General features: G+C 67.1%; 12 protein-coding genes and 1 pseudogene. 9 read left to right on the top strand and 4 right to left on the bottom strand.

The annotated features are described in order from the left end of the window. The first annotated feature begins 12 nt into the window (after nucleotides 1-12). The 3 genes from pfkB (at nucleotide 13) to ABTY98_RS09855 (ending at nucleotide 3,710) form a co-directional block, all read left to right on the top strand. The gene (gene pfkB / locus ABTY98_RS09865) at nucleotides 13-960 is read left to right on the top strand and encodes a 1-phosphofructokinase (RefSeq protein ID WP_352220496.1); all 948 of its coding nucleotides are present in this window, start codon (nucleotides 13-15) and stop codon (nucleotides 958-960) included. Nucleotides 961-1,204: 244 nt separating this feature from the next. Beyond that, nucleotides 1,205-3,349 (top strand): PTS fructose transporter subunit IIABC, encoded by a 2,145-nt coding sequence (locus tag ABTY98_RS09860; protein ID WP_352220364.1) that lies wholly within the window; start codon nucleotides 1,205-1,207, stop codon nucleotides 3,347-3,349. A 109-nt stretch (nucleotides 3,350-3,458) separates the two neighbouring features. Further along, nucleotides 3,459-3,710: a hypothetical protein gene (locus ABTY98_RS09855; RefSeq protein WP_352220363.1), complete on the top strand. Its 252-nt coding sequence runs from the start codon at nucleotides 3,459-3,461 to the stop codon at nucleotides 3,708-3,710. A 39-nt stretch (nucleotides 3,711-3,749) separates the two neighbouring features. On the opposite strand, the gene ABTY98_RS09850 is transcribed toward ABTY98_RS09855, so the two are convergent. The 4 genes and pseudogenes from ABTY98_RS09850 to ABTY98_RS09835 form a co-directional block, all read right to left on the bottom strand. Next, a complete protein-coding gene (locus ABTY98_RS09850) occupies nucleotides 3,750-4,496 on the bottom strand; it encodes a DUF6227 family protein (RefSeq protein ID WP_352220362.1) in 747 nt (248 codons plus the stop codon). Nucleotides 4,497-4,653: 157 nt separating this feature from the next. After that, nucleotides 4,654-5,877: a L,D-transpeptidase family protein gene (locus ABTY98_RS09845; RefSeq protein WP_352220361.1), complete on the bottom strand. Its 1,224-nt coding sequence runs from the start codon at nucleotides 5,875-5,877 to the stop codon at nucleotides 4,654-4,656. A 166-nt stretch (nucleotides 5,878-6,043) separates the two neighbouring features. Beyond that, the gene (locus tag ABTY98_RS09840) at nucleotides 6,044-7,069 is read right to left on the bottom strand and encodes a P1 family peptidase (RefSeq protein ID WP_352220360.1); all 1,026 of its coding nucleotides are present in this window, start codon (nucleotides 7,067-7,069) and stop codon (nucleotides 6,044-6,046) included. Between the two features lie 39 nt (nucleotides 7,070-7,108). Further along, nucleotides 7,109-8,101: pseudogene (locus tag ABTY98_RS09835) on the bottom strand (low temperature requirement protein A); the annotation flags it as partial. 108 nt (nucleotides 8,102-8,209) lie between these two features. On the opposite strand from ABTY98_RS09835, the gene ABTY98_RS09830 reads away from it, so the two are divergent. The 6 genes from ABTY98_RS09830 to ABTY98_RS09805 all read left to right on the top strand — a co-directional run bounded on the left by ABTY98_RS09830 (nucleotide 8,210) and on the right by ABTY98_RS09805 (nucleotide 15,113). Next, nucleotides 8,210-9,883, top strand: a complete 1,674-nt coding sequence (locus ABTY98_RS09830) for a recombinase family protein (RefSeq protein WP_352220359.1) — start codon at nucleotides 8,210-8,212, stop codon at nucleotides 9,881-9,883. A gap of 206 nt (nucleotides 9,884-10,089) precedes the next feature. Beyond that, on the top strand, nucleotides 10,090-10,278 hold the full coding sequence (locus tag ABTY98_RS09825) for a hypothetical protein (protein WP_352220358.1): 189 nt from the start codon (nucleotides 10,090-10,092) through the stop codon (nucleotides 10,276-10,278). 1,844 nt (nucleotides 10,279-12,122) lie between these two features. Beyond that, a complete protein-coding gene (locus tag ABTY98_RS09820; RefSeq protein ID WP_352220357.1) occupies nucleotides 12,123-12,326 on the top strand; it encodes a hypothetical protein in 204 nt (67 codons plus the stop codon). Beyond that, complete coding sequence (locus tag ABTY98_RS09815; protein WP_352220356.1) at nucleotides 12,323-12,571, top strand: hypothetical protein; 249 nt, start codon at nucleotides 12,323-12,325, stop codon at nucleotides 12,569-12,571. Before ABTY98_RS09820 ends, ABTY98_RS09815 begins: the two co-directional genes overlap by 4 nt. A gap of 209 nt (nucleotides 12,572-12,780) precedes the next feature. After that, nucleotides 12,781-14,106: a phage major capsid protein gene (locus ABTY98_RS09810; RefSeq protein WP_352220355.1), complete on the top strand. Its 1,326-nt coding sequence runs from the start codon at nucleotides 12,781-12,783 to the stop codon at nucleotides 14,104-14,106. Between the two features lie 341 nt (nucleotides 14,107-14,447). Next, nucleotides 14,448-15,113: a hypothetical protein gene (locus ABTY98_RS09805; protein WP_352220354.1), complete on the top strand. Its 666-nt coding sequence runs from the start codon at nucleotides 14,448-14,450 to the stop codon at nucleotides 15,111-15,113. Nucleotides 15,114-15,125: the final 12 nt, after the last annotated feature.

The following is a 15,125-nucleotide window of genomic DNA, read 5'->3' as shown; positions in this document are numbered from 1 at the left end:
AGCAGCACGGCCATGATCCTCACCGTCACCCCCAACCCCTCCCTCGACCGCACCTACGAGGTCCAGGCCCTGAAGCGCGGCGAGGTCATCCGCGCCGACACCGAGCGCATGGACCCCGGCGGCAAGGGCGTGAACGTCTCCCGTGCCGTCGCGGCCGCCGGCCGGCGCACGGTGGCCGTACTGCCCCTGGGTGGTGCGCCCGGCGCGCTCGTCTCCGACCTGCTCGACGCGCAGGGCATCGAGGTCGCGCCGGTCCCGGTCGCCGGAGCCACCCGTTCGAACATCGCCCTCGCGGAGTCCGACGGGGTGCTCACCAAGATCAACGCGCCGGGTCCGGAACTCTCGCGGGCGGAGCAGGAACTGCTCCTGGAGACGGTGCGCGAGCAGTCCCGTGACGCGGACTGGATCGCGTGCTGCGGGAGCCTGCCCCGGGGGCTCGCGCCGTCCTGGTACGCCGATGTGGTCGCCCGGGCGCACGCCGGGGGCGCGCGCATCGCCCTGGACACCTCGGGGCGCGCGCTGCTGGAAGCGCTGCGCGAGCGCCCCGACGTGGTGAAGCCGAACGCCGAGGAGCTCGCGGAAGCCGTCGGGCGCCCCCTGGCGACGGTCGGCGACGCGCTGAAGGCGGCCGAGGAGTTGCGCGGCATGGGCGCCCGCGCCGTCCTCGCGAGCCTGGGCGCCGACGGCCAGCTGCTCGTGGAGGACACGGGCGCCTGGTTCGCGAGCGCCCGCGTGGACACGGTCCGCAGCAACGTCGGCGCCGGCGACTCCTCCCTCGCCGGTTTCCTCATCGCCGGGGGCAGCGGCCCCGAGGCCCTCGCCTCCGCCGTGGCCCACGGTGCCGCCGCGGTCCAGCTGCCCGGCAGCGTGATGCCCACCCCCGCCGACCTGGACCCCACGGCGGTGACCGTCACCGACCGCGTCCCCGTCGACCGCCAACTGACGGAGCCGGTGTCATGAATGCTCGTACGACCCCGCACGCGGCCGCGCTTCTCCCCGGCGCCGTCCGCCGACAACCGGCCCAGGAGCGGCGAGGTTCCTCCTTACTCACCGCGCCGACGGGCCGACGGGGCACCCTGAGCCGCCCCGCCGTCCCCGGGAGGCGGGGCTTCCCCGGCCCCGTCTCCCACCCCGCCCCCCACGGCATCCCCGTCCCCACCGCCCACCCCACACCCCGGGCGATACGCGTGCATAGGAGCCCGCGATGAGCGACATGATCACCGCGGACCTGGTCGATCTCGACCTGTCCGCCGACACCAAAGAAGCGGCGGCGCGCGCCCTCGCCGAGCGCATGGTGGCCCTGGGCCGGGTGACCGACCTCGAGGGCTTCCTCGCCGACGTGGCCGCCCGCGAGGCCCAGATGCCCACCGGTCTCGACGGCGGCATCGGCATCCCGCACTGCCGCAGCGCCCACGTCACCGAGCCGACGCTCGCCTTCGGGCGCAGCGCCGCCGGCATCGACTTCGGCGCGGCGGACGGCCCCGCCGACCTGATCTTTTTGATCGCGGCCCCCGCCGGCGCCGACGACGCCCACCTCACGATCCTCTCCTCACTGGCCCGCCAGCTGATGAACAGCGAGTTCACGGACGCGCTGCGGTCGGCGGTCGACGCGGAGACGGCCGCGGCGCTGATCCGCGGCGACGAGACCTCCGCGAAGGGTGCGGCGGCCGCGGGCGCCGGTGACACGGGCGTCGCCGCGGGCGCGGAGGGCGCTGCGAGCGCCGCTGAGGGCGCCGTGAGCGCCCCCCAGAGCACCGCTGCGACGCCGGCGGCGGCCTCCGCCGGCGCCGCAGCGGCAGAATCGGCGCAGGCGCCCGCCCAGGGCTCCGGCGCCGATACCACTGCCGAGCGCCCCTTCCGTATCGTCGCCGTCACCTCCTGCCCCACCGGCATCGCCCACACCTACATGGCGGCCGAGGCGCTGGAGAACGCGGGCCGCGAGGCGGGCGTCGAACTCGTCGTCGAGACACAGGGCTCGGCCGGTTTCACCCGGCTCGACCCCGAGGCGATCGCGGCGGCGGACGGCGTGATCTTCGCGCACGACGTCCCCGTGCGCGACAAGGACCGCTTCGCCGGCAAGCCGACCGTCGACGTCGGCGTGAAGGCGGGCATCAACCGCCCCGCCCAGCTGATCGGCGAGGTACGCGAGAAGGCGGCCCGCGGCGAGGTGACCTCCGGCTCCGCGCCGGCCACCCCGGTCGAACGCGCCGGTGATGCCGGCGAGGGCTACGGCACCAAGCTGCGCAAGTGGCTGATGTCCGGCGTGAGCTACATGGTCCCCTTCGTCGCGGCCGGCGGTCTGCTGATCGCCATCGGCTTCGCGATCGGCGGATACAAGATCAACAAGGCGCCGTCGGTCATGGACCACTTCCTGTGGACGCAGGCCGACAGCTGGGGCGCGCTGTTCTTCCAGATCGGCGGCGTGGCCTTCGCCTTCCTCGTCCCGGTCCTCGCGGGCTACATCGCCTACGGCATGGCGGACCGGCCGGGCCTGGTCCCCGGCTTCGTCGGCGGCTCGATCTCCCTCACCATCAACGCCGGCTTCCTCGGCGGCCTGGCGGCCGGTCTGATCGCCGGTGCGGTGGTGATGGGCATCCAGAAGGTCAACATCCCGGCGGCACTGCGCGGCATCATGCCGGTGGTGGTGATCCCGCTGATCTCCTCGGCGATCGTCGGATTCCTGATGTTCGTCGTCATCGGCAAACCCATCGCGTCGGCCCAGAAGGGGATGACGGACTGGCTGAACGGGCTCACCGGCACCAACGCCGTCCTGCTCGGCGCCCTGCTCGGCCTGATGATGTGCTTCGACCTCGGCGGCCCGGTCAACAAGGTCGCCTACACCTTCGCCACCGCCGGTATCGCGGTCTCCAACCCCAGTGACTCCGCGATGAAGATCATGGCGGCGGTCATGGCGGCCGGCATGGTCCCGCCGCTGGCGATGGCCCTCGCCACCACCGTGCGCGGCAAGCTCTTCACCGAGACCGAACGCGAGAACGGCAAGGCCGCCTGGGTCCTGGGCGCCTCCTTCATCTCCGAGGGCGCGATCCCGTTCGCGGCCGCGGACCCGCTGCGCGTCATCCCGTCCTCGATGGTCGGCGGCGCGGTCACCGGTGCCCTGTCGATGACCTTCGGCGCCACCCTGCGCGCCCCGCACGGCGGCATCTTCGTGGTCCCGCTGATCGGCAACCCGTTCCTCTACCTGATCGCCATCGCCGCCGGTGTCTGTGTCACCACGGCCCTTGTCGTCATCCTGAAGGGCCTGCGCAAGCCGGCCCCGCAGACCCCGGCGGGCGGCTCCGCCGCAGGCCCGGCCACCACGAAGGAGACCAAGCAGCCCGTCGCGGCCTGATCACCCGCACCCTCTTGTCCCTTTGATTCGCTGTGAGTTGTTCACGGCACCTGCGAGATACGTCACGGTCCGGGACCAAGGTCCCGGACCGTGGTGTGTACTGGGGCGCATGCCTGAGCACGTCGCGCCCCTCCAGCTGATCGGAGTGACGGCCCTCGCCCTGGCCACCGTCGCCTGGGTGGTCGTCCTGACGCGCGTGCTGCGCCACACCCGCCGCGAGGCCGCCGCCTGGCACACGGCCCGCGTCCTCCCCCTCCACCCGCACCAGCTCCAGGCCGGCCCGCCACGGGAGTCCGTGGAACTCACCCCGGCCGAACAGGACGCCTTCGCCGGCCTGGTCCGCCGACTCGGCGGCCGCTGAGGCTCGGTGCGCTCGCCGCCGAGGCGGGGCGCGCTCGGCTCAGGACCGCCGCGCCGCCCGCCGCTCCATGGCCTCCCGGGCCGCGGTCTCCGACGGGTACACCTCGCACATGTGCCGGCCGTCCGACGTCGCCGTGTGCTCGACCTCCCACAGCGACAGCTCCCGGCCGTCGCTCAGCAGGAACGCGTGCTCGTAGAGCGAGAAGCTCAGGCCGGTCCGGCCCGCCCGCCCCGGCCGTCCGAACGCCTGGGTGATCTGGTGCGCGAACGCCGTCGCCAGCACCCGAGCCGTCTCCTCGTCCGGCCGGTCGGCGTTCTCCGCACGGCGCAGAAGCCGCCGCGCGTGGTCCGCCGAGTCGTCCGGAACATACACATGCCGGGGCTCGGGGACCGCCGCCAGCGTCATCAGTACCGGCAGCTCGAAGTCCGGGGCGTCCGGCGGCAACGGCAACCGCGCCGTCGCGGCCCGCAGCTCCTCCTCGTCGACGTACACCTCGGCCTGCGGGTCGCTGCCCGGCGCGGTGTTGTGCACCAGCTCCCACAGAGTGACCGCCGACCCGTCGGCGAGCAGCCAGGTGTGCCGGTACGTCTCCCGGTGCAGCCCCGAACTGTGGTGCGCGGAGTGCAGCGAACTGTCGTGCGCCAGCGCGCAGTCCAGCTGCCTCAGGGCCTCGTCGGGCAGTTCGAAGGAGTTCAGGGCACGGCCGAGGAGACGCGCGAGATGCTCCTCCGGAGACTCGGGCGACTCGGCTGGTTCGTACGCTGCCGTCTCGTACGGAACGCTCAAGGCTTCTCCCGGCGTTGCTGCATGTCACCTTGTGGGTGCATACCGTAGCTCCTCGGTCGGACATCATGTCCGGGAACCGAGAAAACGTACGCCGGGAAAACACGCGGGCCGCGCGAAAAGTTCCCGCGCGGCCCGACGATCTGTCAAAACCCGCCGGTCAGACCGCGCTTCCGGCGGTCCACTCGCTCCACGACAGGTTCCATCCGTTGAGCCCGTTGTCCGGCTGCACGGTCCTGTCGGGGGAGTTCTTCACGATCACGACGTCCCCGACGAGGGAGTTGTCGTAGAACCACTTGGCCGTCGTGTCCCCCTGCGCGCCCTGCACGTCCGCGAGCCCCACACAGCCGTGGCTGGTGCCCTCGCGCCCGAACGGCGGGTTGCCCTTGTTGTACCAGTAGTTGCCGTGGATGAACGTCCCCGACTGCGTCAGCCGCATCGCGTGCGGCACGTCCGGGATGTCGTACTCCCCGCCCAGCCCGACCGTCTGGCTGTTCATCCTCGTCTGGGTGAACTTCTCGGAGATCACCATCTGCCCGTTGTACGTCGTGTGCTCCGGGCTGCCCGTGGACACCGGCACCGACCTGAGGGTCTTGCCGTCCCGGACCACCGTCATGGTCTGCGTGTTCGCGTCGACCGTGGAGACCTGCGAACGCCCCACGGTGAAGGTCACCGTCTTCTTCTGCACCCCGTAGACGCCGTTCGCGCCCTCGACCCCGTCCAGGTCGATCTTCATCGTGACCTTGGAGCCGGCCTTCCAGTACTCCTGCGGCCGGAAGTCCAGCCGCTGCGAACCGAACCAGTGCCCCACCACCTGCTGGCCGCTGCTGGACGTGACCGTGATGTGCGACTGCACGGCCTTCTTGTCGCTGATGACCTTGTCGAAGTTGAACGACACCGGCATCCCCACACCGACCGTCGTCCCGTTGTCCGGCGTGTACGTCCCGATGTAGCTGTTCGACGAATTGACGGTGGTGAAGATGGAGTTGGCCGCCGCCGTGAGCCCCTTGGAGTCCTTGGCGGTCGCCGATATCTCGTACTTCGTGCCGCGTTCCAGCCGTTCCTTCGGCTTCCAGGTGCTGCCGTCCGCCGAGAGGGTGCCGTCCACGGCCTGCCCCGACCCCGCCACGGTCATTTTCACGCCGGTCAGCCTGCCGTCGCTGACCTGCACGCCGGTCGTGTTGATGGACGCGCCGGTCGAACCGTCCTTCGCCGAGATCACGATCTTCGCGGTCGACGTCCTGGCGGCACTGTCCTGCCCGCCCTTGCTGTCGTCGCTGTTGGCGCTGGCGTTGCCGCCGCAGGCGGTCAGGGCGAGGGCGCCGACCATCAGGGCGGCACAGGCCCCCAGTACGCGCCGCGCTGCAATGTCCGGCGTTGTCACGGGCTGCTCCAGGTTCTTGTGATGTGGGTGATCCGCTCCAGTGCGTGGAGAAAGAGGGCGCCGACGCGGGTTCGGGTTCCCCCCAACGGCCGTGAACGCCACCACGTGACAGAACCGGGACAATCAGCGGGGGCGCGCGACAACCAGGGCGCGCCCCTCGCCGCTGTCATCGCTCCCCGTACAACTCCCCGTACGACGGCCACACTCCGCCCGGCCCGGCCACGGACTCGGCGGCCCGTACGGCGCGCACGATGGCGCGCGTCACCAGATCCGCGCCGGCCGCGAGGAGCTCGTTGAGCGCGAGCGGGCTCGCGTCGAGCGGGCGCGCGCCCGTGGCCAGCGCGAACACCGTGTCCCCGTCGTGCAGCAGGTGTACCGGCCGCACGGCGCGGGCGATGCCGTCGTGCGCCGTCCCGGCCAGCTTCTGCGCCTGTGCCTTGGAGAGTTCGGCATCGGTCGCGACCACCGCGAGGGTGGTGTTGAGCGGCGGGAGCCCGTTCTCGGCGGCGGTCCCGGCGAGCCGCCGGCGCGCGGCCTCGTGCACCCGCTCCTCGGGGTACTCCACACGCCCCCGGAACAACTCCCCGTACAGCACGCCCGTTTCGGGATCCATCACCGCGCCGGCGGCGTTGGCCACCACCAGCGCGGCCACCGTGATCCCCGAGTCCAGCACCACGCTCGCGCTGCCCACCCCGCCCTTCAGCGCCCCGGCCGCGGCGCCCGTACCGGCCCCCACGCACCCCTCCCGCACAGGGGCCCCGGGCGCGCTCGCCGCGGCCTCCTCGACCGCCGCGCGCCCCGTGGCCGCGTCCGGCCGGGCCCGGAAGTCCCCGCCCCGCCCCAGGTCGAAGACGCAGGCGGCGGGCACCACCGGCACGACATGCGCCGGATCAGCCCCCACCCGCACCCCGCGCCCCCGCTCCTCCAGCCAGGCCATCACCCCGGACGCCGCGTCCAGCCCGTAGGCGCTGCCGCCCGTGAGTACGATCGCCTCCACCCGCTGCACCAGGTTGCGCGGGTCGAGCGCGTCCGTCTCCTTGGTACCCGGACCGCCGCCGCGTACGTCCACCGCGGCGACCGCGCCGCCCTCGGGCGCGAGGACCACCGTGGTGCCGGTGAGCCAGCCGTCGCCGCTGCGGGTCGCATGTCCCACCCGCAACCCCGCCACGTCCGTCAATGCGTCAACTGTCATGACGGCCAGTCTGGCTCAGCCCGATGTGGTCCCGGAGCGTCAGGAGGCGGCCGCAGGGGCGTCCGCCGGGCGCTCGCGGCCGGCCGTGCGCGCCGTCAGCGCCGTCCCGGTCGCCACCGCCAGCGCCGACACCAGGCCCGCCGCCGGCACCGCCCAGTCGCCCAGGAAGGTGCAGCAGATCACCAGCAGCGCCGTCATCGGCAGCACCGACTGCTGGGCGATGCCGACCTTGAAGTACCGCGAGTGCAGCGCCCACACGGTCAGCAGGTACAGCGCCGTCGGCAGGGTCACAGCCGCCGAGGCGGCCAGCGTCGAGAGGTGCGCCTTACCGACCGCCTGCTCGACGGCCACCTCCAGGCCCCCGCCGATCGAGGCCGCCGACGCGAAGATCAGATAGTGGCCGTACCCCCACAGGAACGACTGCCTGTTGGAGCGCAGATGGCCGTGGATCGGCACCACGAAGTAGATCCACCACGCGGAGAAGACGATCAGCAGACCGCCCGCTGCGATCGGCAGCAGCTCGCCCAGCGCGTCATGCTCGGCCACCGCCGACTTCACGGCGACGGTCGCCGCCGCGATCGTCTCCCCGAGCACGATGATCGTGAACAGCCCGTAGCGTTCGGCGATGTGGTGCGGATGCCAGGAGGTGGCCCAGGCTCTCTCCGCGTACAGCGGCACACACATCTCGACGACCGCCATCACCAGGAACACCCAGGGACGGGCGTGCTCCGGCAGCAGCACCAGACCGAGCCAGCCGACCTGGCACAGCAGCACGCCGCCCGCGTACCGGAGGTCCGCGGTTCTCTCGGCGCCCTCGGCCGATCGCCCGGCTCTCAGCCACTGCGCGACCATCGCCAGCCGCATGATCACATAGCCCAGCACGACCACCATGTAGTCGTGGTCCGCGAAGGCCCGCGAGATACCGGCCGCCAGGACCAGGACGCCGGCGATCTGGATCAGGGTGACGACCCGATAGAGCGCGTCGTCGTTGTCGTACGCCGAGGAGAACCAGGTGAAGTTCATCCAGGCCCACCCGTGAGCCGACGGACCAACACCGCTTTGACCTGCGGAAACGGCCCGGTGGGAAGCCTTTGAGGTCCAGCAGACGAAGCGGAACGGCTTCGGCGAACGGAACGAACGATGGAGCGGGAAGACCTCCCGGCGCTGCGTGCCCTGGGCTTTGAAGACAGCGAGCTGAAAGAGCTTGGCCTCTGGGAAGTAGCGACCGGCAACCCGGCCACGCTGGCGGAAATGTACGTCCGGCGCAGCAAGAAGAAAGACACGCTTTCCTCGCTGCGGGAACAGGTGCGCCGCATGTGTTCTCAGGCCGCAAAGGACAAGACTCAAATCCGGCACGTGTGGTTTGAGCAGAAGAGTGCCAGCAAGGCATACGTCCGGCGCGAGGAATTCGAGAAAGCCACAGAGACGATCACCAAGGTCGGACTGTCCAAGACCCTGTACGTATTCAAGACCTCCCGGCTATCCCGCCGGGGCATGGGGCAGGTCGGTCTACTGCTGGACACATTCGAGGAACGGCACGCACGCATCTACGTCTGTGCTGAAAGTCTCGACTCTCGCAAGTCCCGCATGATCCTTGCTTTCCTCAGCGAGCAGGCACGCGAACAGGCGGCGGATATCGCGCAGTTCACCAAGCTCGGCATAGACGCTCACAAAGCTGAGGGGCGCTGGCCGGGTGGAGTGACGCCGTACGGGCTCGAATGCCCCAAGGGAACGGGAAAGCTACGTCACAAGGAAAATGAATACCGGCACTCTCGCCGTATCGCTGACTTGCTGCTGGCGGGGCAGACACCGGCCAGCATTGCGGAAGAACTGAACCGCGAACAGATCCGCACTCGACACGGGAAGAACTGGCGGGCGCAGACAATCATTCACATGAGCATGTCCGTAGCTTGGGCGGGGCTCATGCCACAGCGAGAAAGGGTGCTGGACGAACACGGAAACCCGACGGGAAAATACCACCGGGGCTCGGACCCCCTCACGGACGCCAAGGGCCACCCCATCGAATGCGGTAAGGGAGTTGTCACCTATGACGACCTCCTGAAAATCCGGGCACTGATCACGGGCCGCTCTCGCGCTGCCTCCGGTTCCGCTATCGGAGACAAGCGGCGAGGGATTCGCCAGCCGGTAACGATTCTCACGGACCTGTTTAAGTGCCCAAACTGCAACGGGCCCATGGGCAACGGCGGAAGGAACTACAACTGCCGGGCACGGGCATTGCAGGGTCCATCCGTGTGTCAGGGGGCCGCCACTCAGCGGGACAGAGCGGACGAGGGGATTGTGACCCTGTGGATTAGCCGCATCCTCAATCTCGCCCCCGACTCCGACACAATCCACGAGATTGCCCGGCGCTGGCTCCAGTACCAGGACCCGGCCACGGAAGATCGCAAGCGCAATGTCGCGGCAGCACTGGAAAGCGCCGTCGGGCGAGAACTGAAGTTGGAAAAAGAGTTCTTCGTCCTTGGTCGGATGGACGAGGAGAAATACGACCGAATCCGCGAACAACTCGCCGGGCAGATTGCCGGACTGAAAGCCGAGCTTGCGGAACTCAGCAGAGAAGCTGACCTATCCCCGCTCATGGACCCCGAAGCGCTCATCACCATTTGGGAGGGTGAGGGAATCGAGGGACGGCGCGCACTGCTGAAAGCCGCCATCAAGTCAGTCACGATCACACCGGCTAAATACAAGGGCGACAGGACACCGATCCTTGAGCGGCTGGTAGTCGACTGGCGAGACAGCGCCGACACGACCCGAATAGACGCCGCATTCGACGCGTGGGCAAAGCTCCAGCAGTAGCGAGGAAACAGGCCCCCGGTTGGGAGTGATCCCGCCGGGGGTTTTCTCGTGCCCTGTGCGCCCCTCTGAGCCCCGCTGGGCCGGTCCTTGGTGGACTTCGGCGGGGCTCTTTCATGCCCTCAGACGGCCACACAGCGCGCGGGAAGCCTTTGCGGTCCAGCGCCATCAGCAAGGGATGCGCGACCGAGCAGACAGGGAGAGAGCGCATGGCAGCAGATCAGCTCATGGCCGTCATTTTCTCGTGGGTATCCGAGGACTCGCACCGGGGCGCTCTGGCGCGCGCACTCCGGGACAACCTCGGCAACGATGCGCGACTTCAGGCAAAGCGCCTTGGACTGCTGAGCATTCACGCTGAGCGGCAAGCGCAACGCAAGGCCGGTCTCTCGCTGGTCTAAGGAACGGGCCCCCTATCGGGCCCTTTTCTTTTCCCTGGTTACGTCCCTTTGCGGACATGCCCTGTCACGCAACCCACAGTTAACGGCCACTGCCGTGCGACGCAACCACCCTTTACGGACTCACCCAAACGACGAAAGGAACTACTTCCGTGACCAAGAACGAAGCTATACGCCTGCTCCGCCTGGCTGAGGAAACCCTATGGCTTGTCGCCCAGGGACATACGTCCACAGCGGACGCAGTACAGCGAAAGATCCATCTTGCACTTCGCACCAACGAGACGGGAACGCCGGGCGGAGCCTGTCTGTCCTGCGGGGCAGCGCTTACACAGGCGGAAACAGGGCGGCCACGGCTCTACTGCTCGGACGCGCACCGGAAGGCAGCACACAGGGCAGCAAGGCAGCGCTGAGGGTTCCTCCCACTAGCCCTGTTCTCTATTCCTTAGAGACGTATTCCTTTTCTCATGTCGCGTATAAAAACCTATAGCTAATACCGAACTGACCTCGCTTTCACCACTCCCAGCACCAAACGCCACGCAGCGCCCCTCCCGCGCTGTCGAGCCGAGAGAGAGCCGACCATGACCGAGCGCCGTGATGACTGCGCCTACTGCCATCGCTGGCTTCCCGACAGCGCGCGATCCCATCGCAAATATTGCTCGGCCCGCTGTCGGCAAGCTGACTACCGCTATGCCCGCGCCACGCTGATTCCCTGCGAGCTGTGCGGCCGTGAGTTCCGTCCGCTGAGAGGGCGTCAGAACGTCTGCGATTACAACGACCAGGCGGTGACTTCGTGCAAGTCGCTTCAGGACGAACTTGCCCAGCGCAGCAGGGAGGCTGAAGACGAACGCTGGGACTCCACCTGTGCGCACTGCGGGGAGCATGCCGGGTGGAGTGGTGCGGGCCGTCCTCGCCGGTTCTGTGCCCCTCGCTGCCGGACCGCTCTCTATCGCGCTGAGCGCCGTTCTGCGGGCCGCTGAGGGCTCCGCCGGTAAATCCCCTCCGGCCAACCTCTCGCAGTCGCTCACGGGGCCACGTACGGCTTCCGGAATCTGGCGACGGCTGCAATTCCCAATATCAGGCAACGCTTTGGTCATGTGCATGTAAAGTGCTGACTTTTCTGCGGCCAGCAGGAAGCCCTTGCGTTCCAGTACCAACAGGGAGGCAAGCGCGTCATGCGCCCCCCTCATTCGCGTGATACGGCAACCCGCGCCCCATTATCTGACCCCCTAGATACAGGTCGACTCGCGGTTGCCGCCGTGGCGAGTCCCTGCGTCTAGGGGGTTCTCTTTTTCCGAGGGAAGCCCCTTGACCACATTCAAATTCTGCGAATCCTGCGGCAGAGGGCGGGACGCTCCTGCGTTCTACAGGCACCCTGGCCGACCGGATGGCTTGGCATCTCGCTGCATCTCGTGTGCGCTGACTGCTGCCCATGGTGACGGGCCGTCAGTTTTCAGATTGCTGGGCACAAAGCCAGCGAGCCAGCGACACCGCAACCGCCGCCGATAAGGCTCCCAACTCACCAGAAAAACAAAGCCAATGAGTGAAAACGAAGACCCGAGGCCGGCCGATTTGGCCAGAAATTCAAATCCCGGTGCCCCCGATGCTGAGACTGTCGAATACAGCAGCACGCTACGCGGAAGGCTTACGCGGTATGCGCTCGCCATGTTCGACCGAATCGACACCGACGGTGGACCAATCCAGTCGAACGGTTCGCCTCACCCGCTCCTAGACCTTGCGCTGGCCGCTGTTGATTCCGGAACTGAGCTGCGACGGCTGGCGATGGAACGGCGACTTGGCGGGGAGATCATCAGCTATAGAACGCGTCGACCGGCGTGAGGGCGCTCCCCATGGAAACCATGCAAACCTGCGCCGCCCATAGCAAAGCCGGGCTCATTGACGCTCTTTTCCGTCGCGGCTTTTCCTTGGCCGATGCCCGCACGTTGGCCGATCAGCTCTCGGCTACGCCGCAGGCTCATTGTGCAGCGCGCGACCGGATCGAGCGCGACCTCTCCGGGGGTATTAATACCCCCCGCCGCGAGGCTGCCCAATGACGCACCGCTTGGAAAACCTAGAACGCGTCATCGGCGCCATGTCCGTGCGAGACCGCGCGATTGCGGCGCAGGTGTTCGCCACCTCGGAACAGCCAATTTTGCGCGTGCTGGCCCGTGAACTGCTCGCAGCGAACGCGATTGAGGCGGCTCGACTCGCCGAGATCGAAACAGAACTCATCCGTGACCGCACAGCGGAATCGGAAGCCGCAAGCGCTGATCTACCGGCGCCCGGCACAACTGAATAAGCGCGTAAGCGCGCCCAGCTAGCAGGCCCTTTTGCGGTGGTGGATTCCATCGGCGATTGGGCCTGTCTGCTGTCCATCTCGCTGTGAAAAGCGGCCGGTCCGTGGACTCGGATACCTGCCGCGCGCTGCTCGGTCCCTGGATGGGGGCTCCGCCGGGCTTCGCCGAAGTGAGTTCGCAATTCCCGTTTCAATGCTCACAAGGAGCCCCAATGGATAAGCGCAGCATGGTCATTGACCTGCGCGTTAAGCGTGAAAATGCTCAGGCCGAGGTCGAGCGCATTCTCTCCATCACGGAGAAGTTCAACCGGAGTCTCTCGACCGGCGACAAGGAACGGCTCGACCGTCACGTTTCCGACGTCAAGGCTTACGACGAGAGAATCGCGGAGCTTGAAGGACAGATTGCCGCCGACGAGGCTACCGCGCCCATGGCTCGAAAGTACGCTCCGAAGATCACAAGCGTAAGGGAGTCCGGGACTTACCGTCGAGACGGCGAATTCTCGTACTTCCGTGATCTGCATGGCGCGCGTAATGGCGACTTTGACGCTGCCGAGCGACTGCGCCGCAATGCTGCCGAACAGCGCGGAGTGACGACCGGGTCCAGTTCCGGCGGATCTTTCGTGCCCCCGGCCTATTTGGTGGATTCGTGGATTTCGCTGGCACGTCCGGGAAGGACCTCGGCGGACCTCTGTTTCAGTCAGGATCTGCCGTCGGGAACGGACCTGTTGTCCGTCCCTAAGATCACCACTGGTTCTAGCGTCGCTGCCCAGAACGGCGAACTCACCGCGCTGAGCCAGACCGATATCGCGACCACCAGCGTCACGAGCCCCGTTATCACTCTGGGCGGTACGCAGCTCGTTTCTGTTCAGATGTTGGAGCAGAGCGCGGGAAGCGTCGACCAGGTGATTATGGCCGACCTCGCTGCCGAATACGGACGCGCGCTGGATAACCAGGTGCTGAACGGCACCGGGTCGAATGGTCAGCTCACCGGACTGCTCACGCTTTCCGGGGCCACGTCGGTTGCCTGGACTCAGGCCAGCCCGGCGGTAACTGGTTCCGGTCAGCTCTGGGGAACCATCGCCAACACGATTTCCCAGATTCATTCTGCGCGGTATGCGTCGCCGGACTGCATCATCATGCACCCGCGTCGCTGGGCGTGGATTGAAGCGGCTATCGACACCACCAACCGCCCGCTTATTGCGCCGTCGGCCCTTAATGGTCCGAATAACGCGATGGGTGTTGCGGCTGCCGTTGCTGCTCAGGGGCATGTGGGAACTCTTCAGGGTCTGCCGGTATTCGTTGACCCACTGATTCCGACCAACCTGGGTGCCGGTACTAACCAGGACATCATCATCGTGGCCCGAATGGCTGACGTTATGCGTTGGGAGTCGGTGCCTCGATTCGAGACCTTCACGGCGCCCTACGCGGGCTCTATGGGAGTTCTCTTCCGTGCCTACGCCTACGGTGGTCTCGCTGCTCGCTTTGCTGGTTCGGTCGGCAAGATCACCGGCACTGGTTTGGTGACCCCGTCGTTCTAACGGCCAGCCTGTAAATCAGCCTCGGTACACAGCGACCTCCCTTGCTGCTGTACCGGGGCTGTTTGCATTGCTCGACAGCTATCGCCAGCCATTTTGGTTACTCTCCGCAGTCCTGGATTATGCATGAATTCTGCATGTGTATGCATACCGGGGCCGTCGAGACTCTGGCCTGCGGTTTTACGGGGACCCGGCTCCCATGGAAACGCGCACGGCTGCGAAATTCTGACCCGGGGGGTCAGGCCGAAAGACATCGAATTCGAATAAATATGCAATTTTCAGCCACCCAGAAACTTTCCTAGGTGCTCTCGACAGGAGTGCGCCGGAACCCCCACAATGCCGCCATGGACGCGGGACTTGCAGCGGTATTGGGTGCGGTGGCGGGCTCTGTGGGAGGCATCGCTGGTTCGATAGTGACCGGCAGGGTCCAGCGAGACGGCGTGCTGATGTCTGTACGGGCCGAGCATTTGAAGGAAAGACGCCAACCTCGTCATGACGCTTACAAGGTGTTCCTGCGGTCGATGACCGATCTGAAAGACAGAGTCCTCGTTGAGAGCTACCAGAGTACGTCTCCACAAGAAGAGGTCGCTTTCAGGAAGGAAATAAATGAGCGGTGGATTGAGCTTAGCCTCTATGGCCCACCCGTCGTTAGTGCGACAGACGGTGTTTTGGTACGTGAGCGTGCGCGTGCAGTAGTTGACGCGATGGCCGCAGCTCGGCAGAGAGAATATGAGTTACTTAATCTGCCCGATGATTACACGCCGGAGATTTTGCAAGAGGCGGAAGATGTGGCGGGCCGAGCCGTCGATTATGTGCAATCTAGTGCGCGTACTCTGGCCAAAGCAATTGATGATTTCGCGCTCGCTGCTAGCGATGCTCTCAACGATGATGGCACCAAACGGCTACGACAGCGGCGCATTCGCTTCTTCGCTAGACGCCGTCTCTATCGCCAACACTTGGCCGAGTTGCGTTCTAGGCCCGCTCCCGATCGCTCGCCCGGTTTTCGGTGATCACCACCACCC

This window comes from Streptomyces sp. NPDC096040, from assembly GCF_040303265.1.
GTDB lineage: Bacteria > Actinomycetota > Actinomycetes > Streptomycetales > Streptomycetaceae > Streptomyces.
Note: the sequence above shows the minus strand (reverse complement) of the source record. Positions and strands in the feature narration are given on the sequence as shown.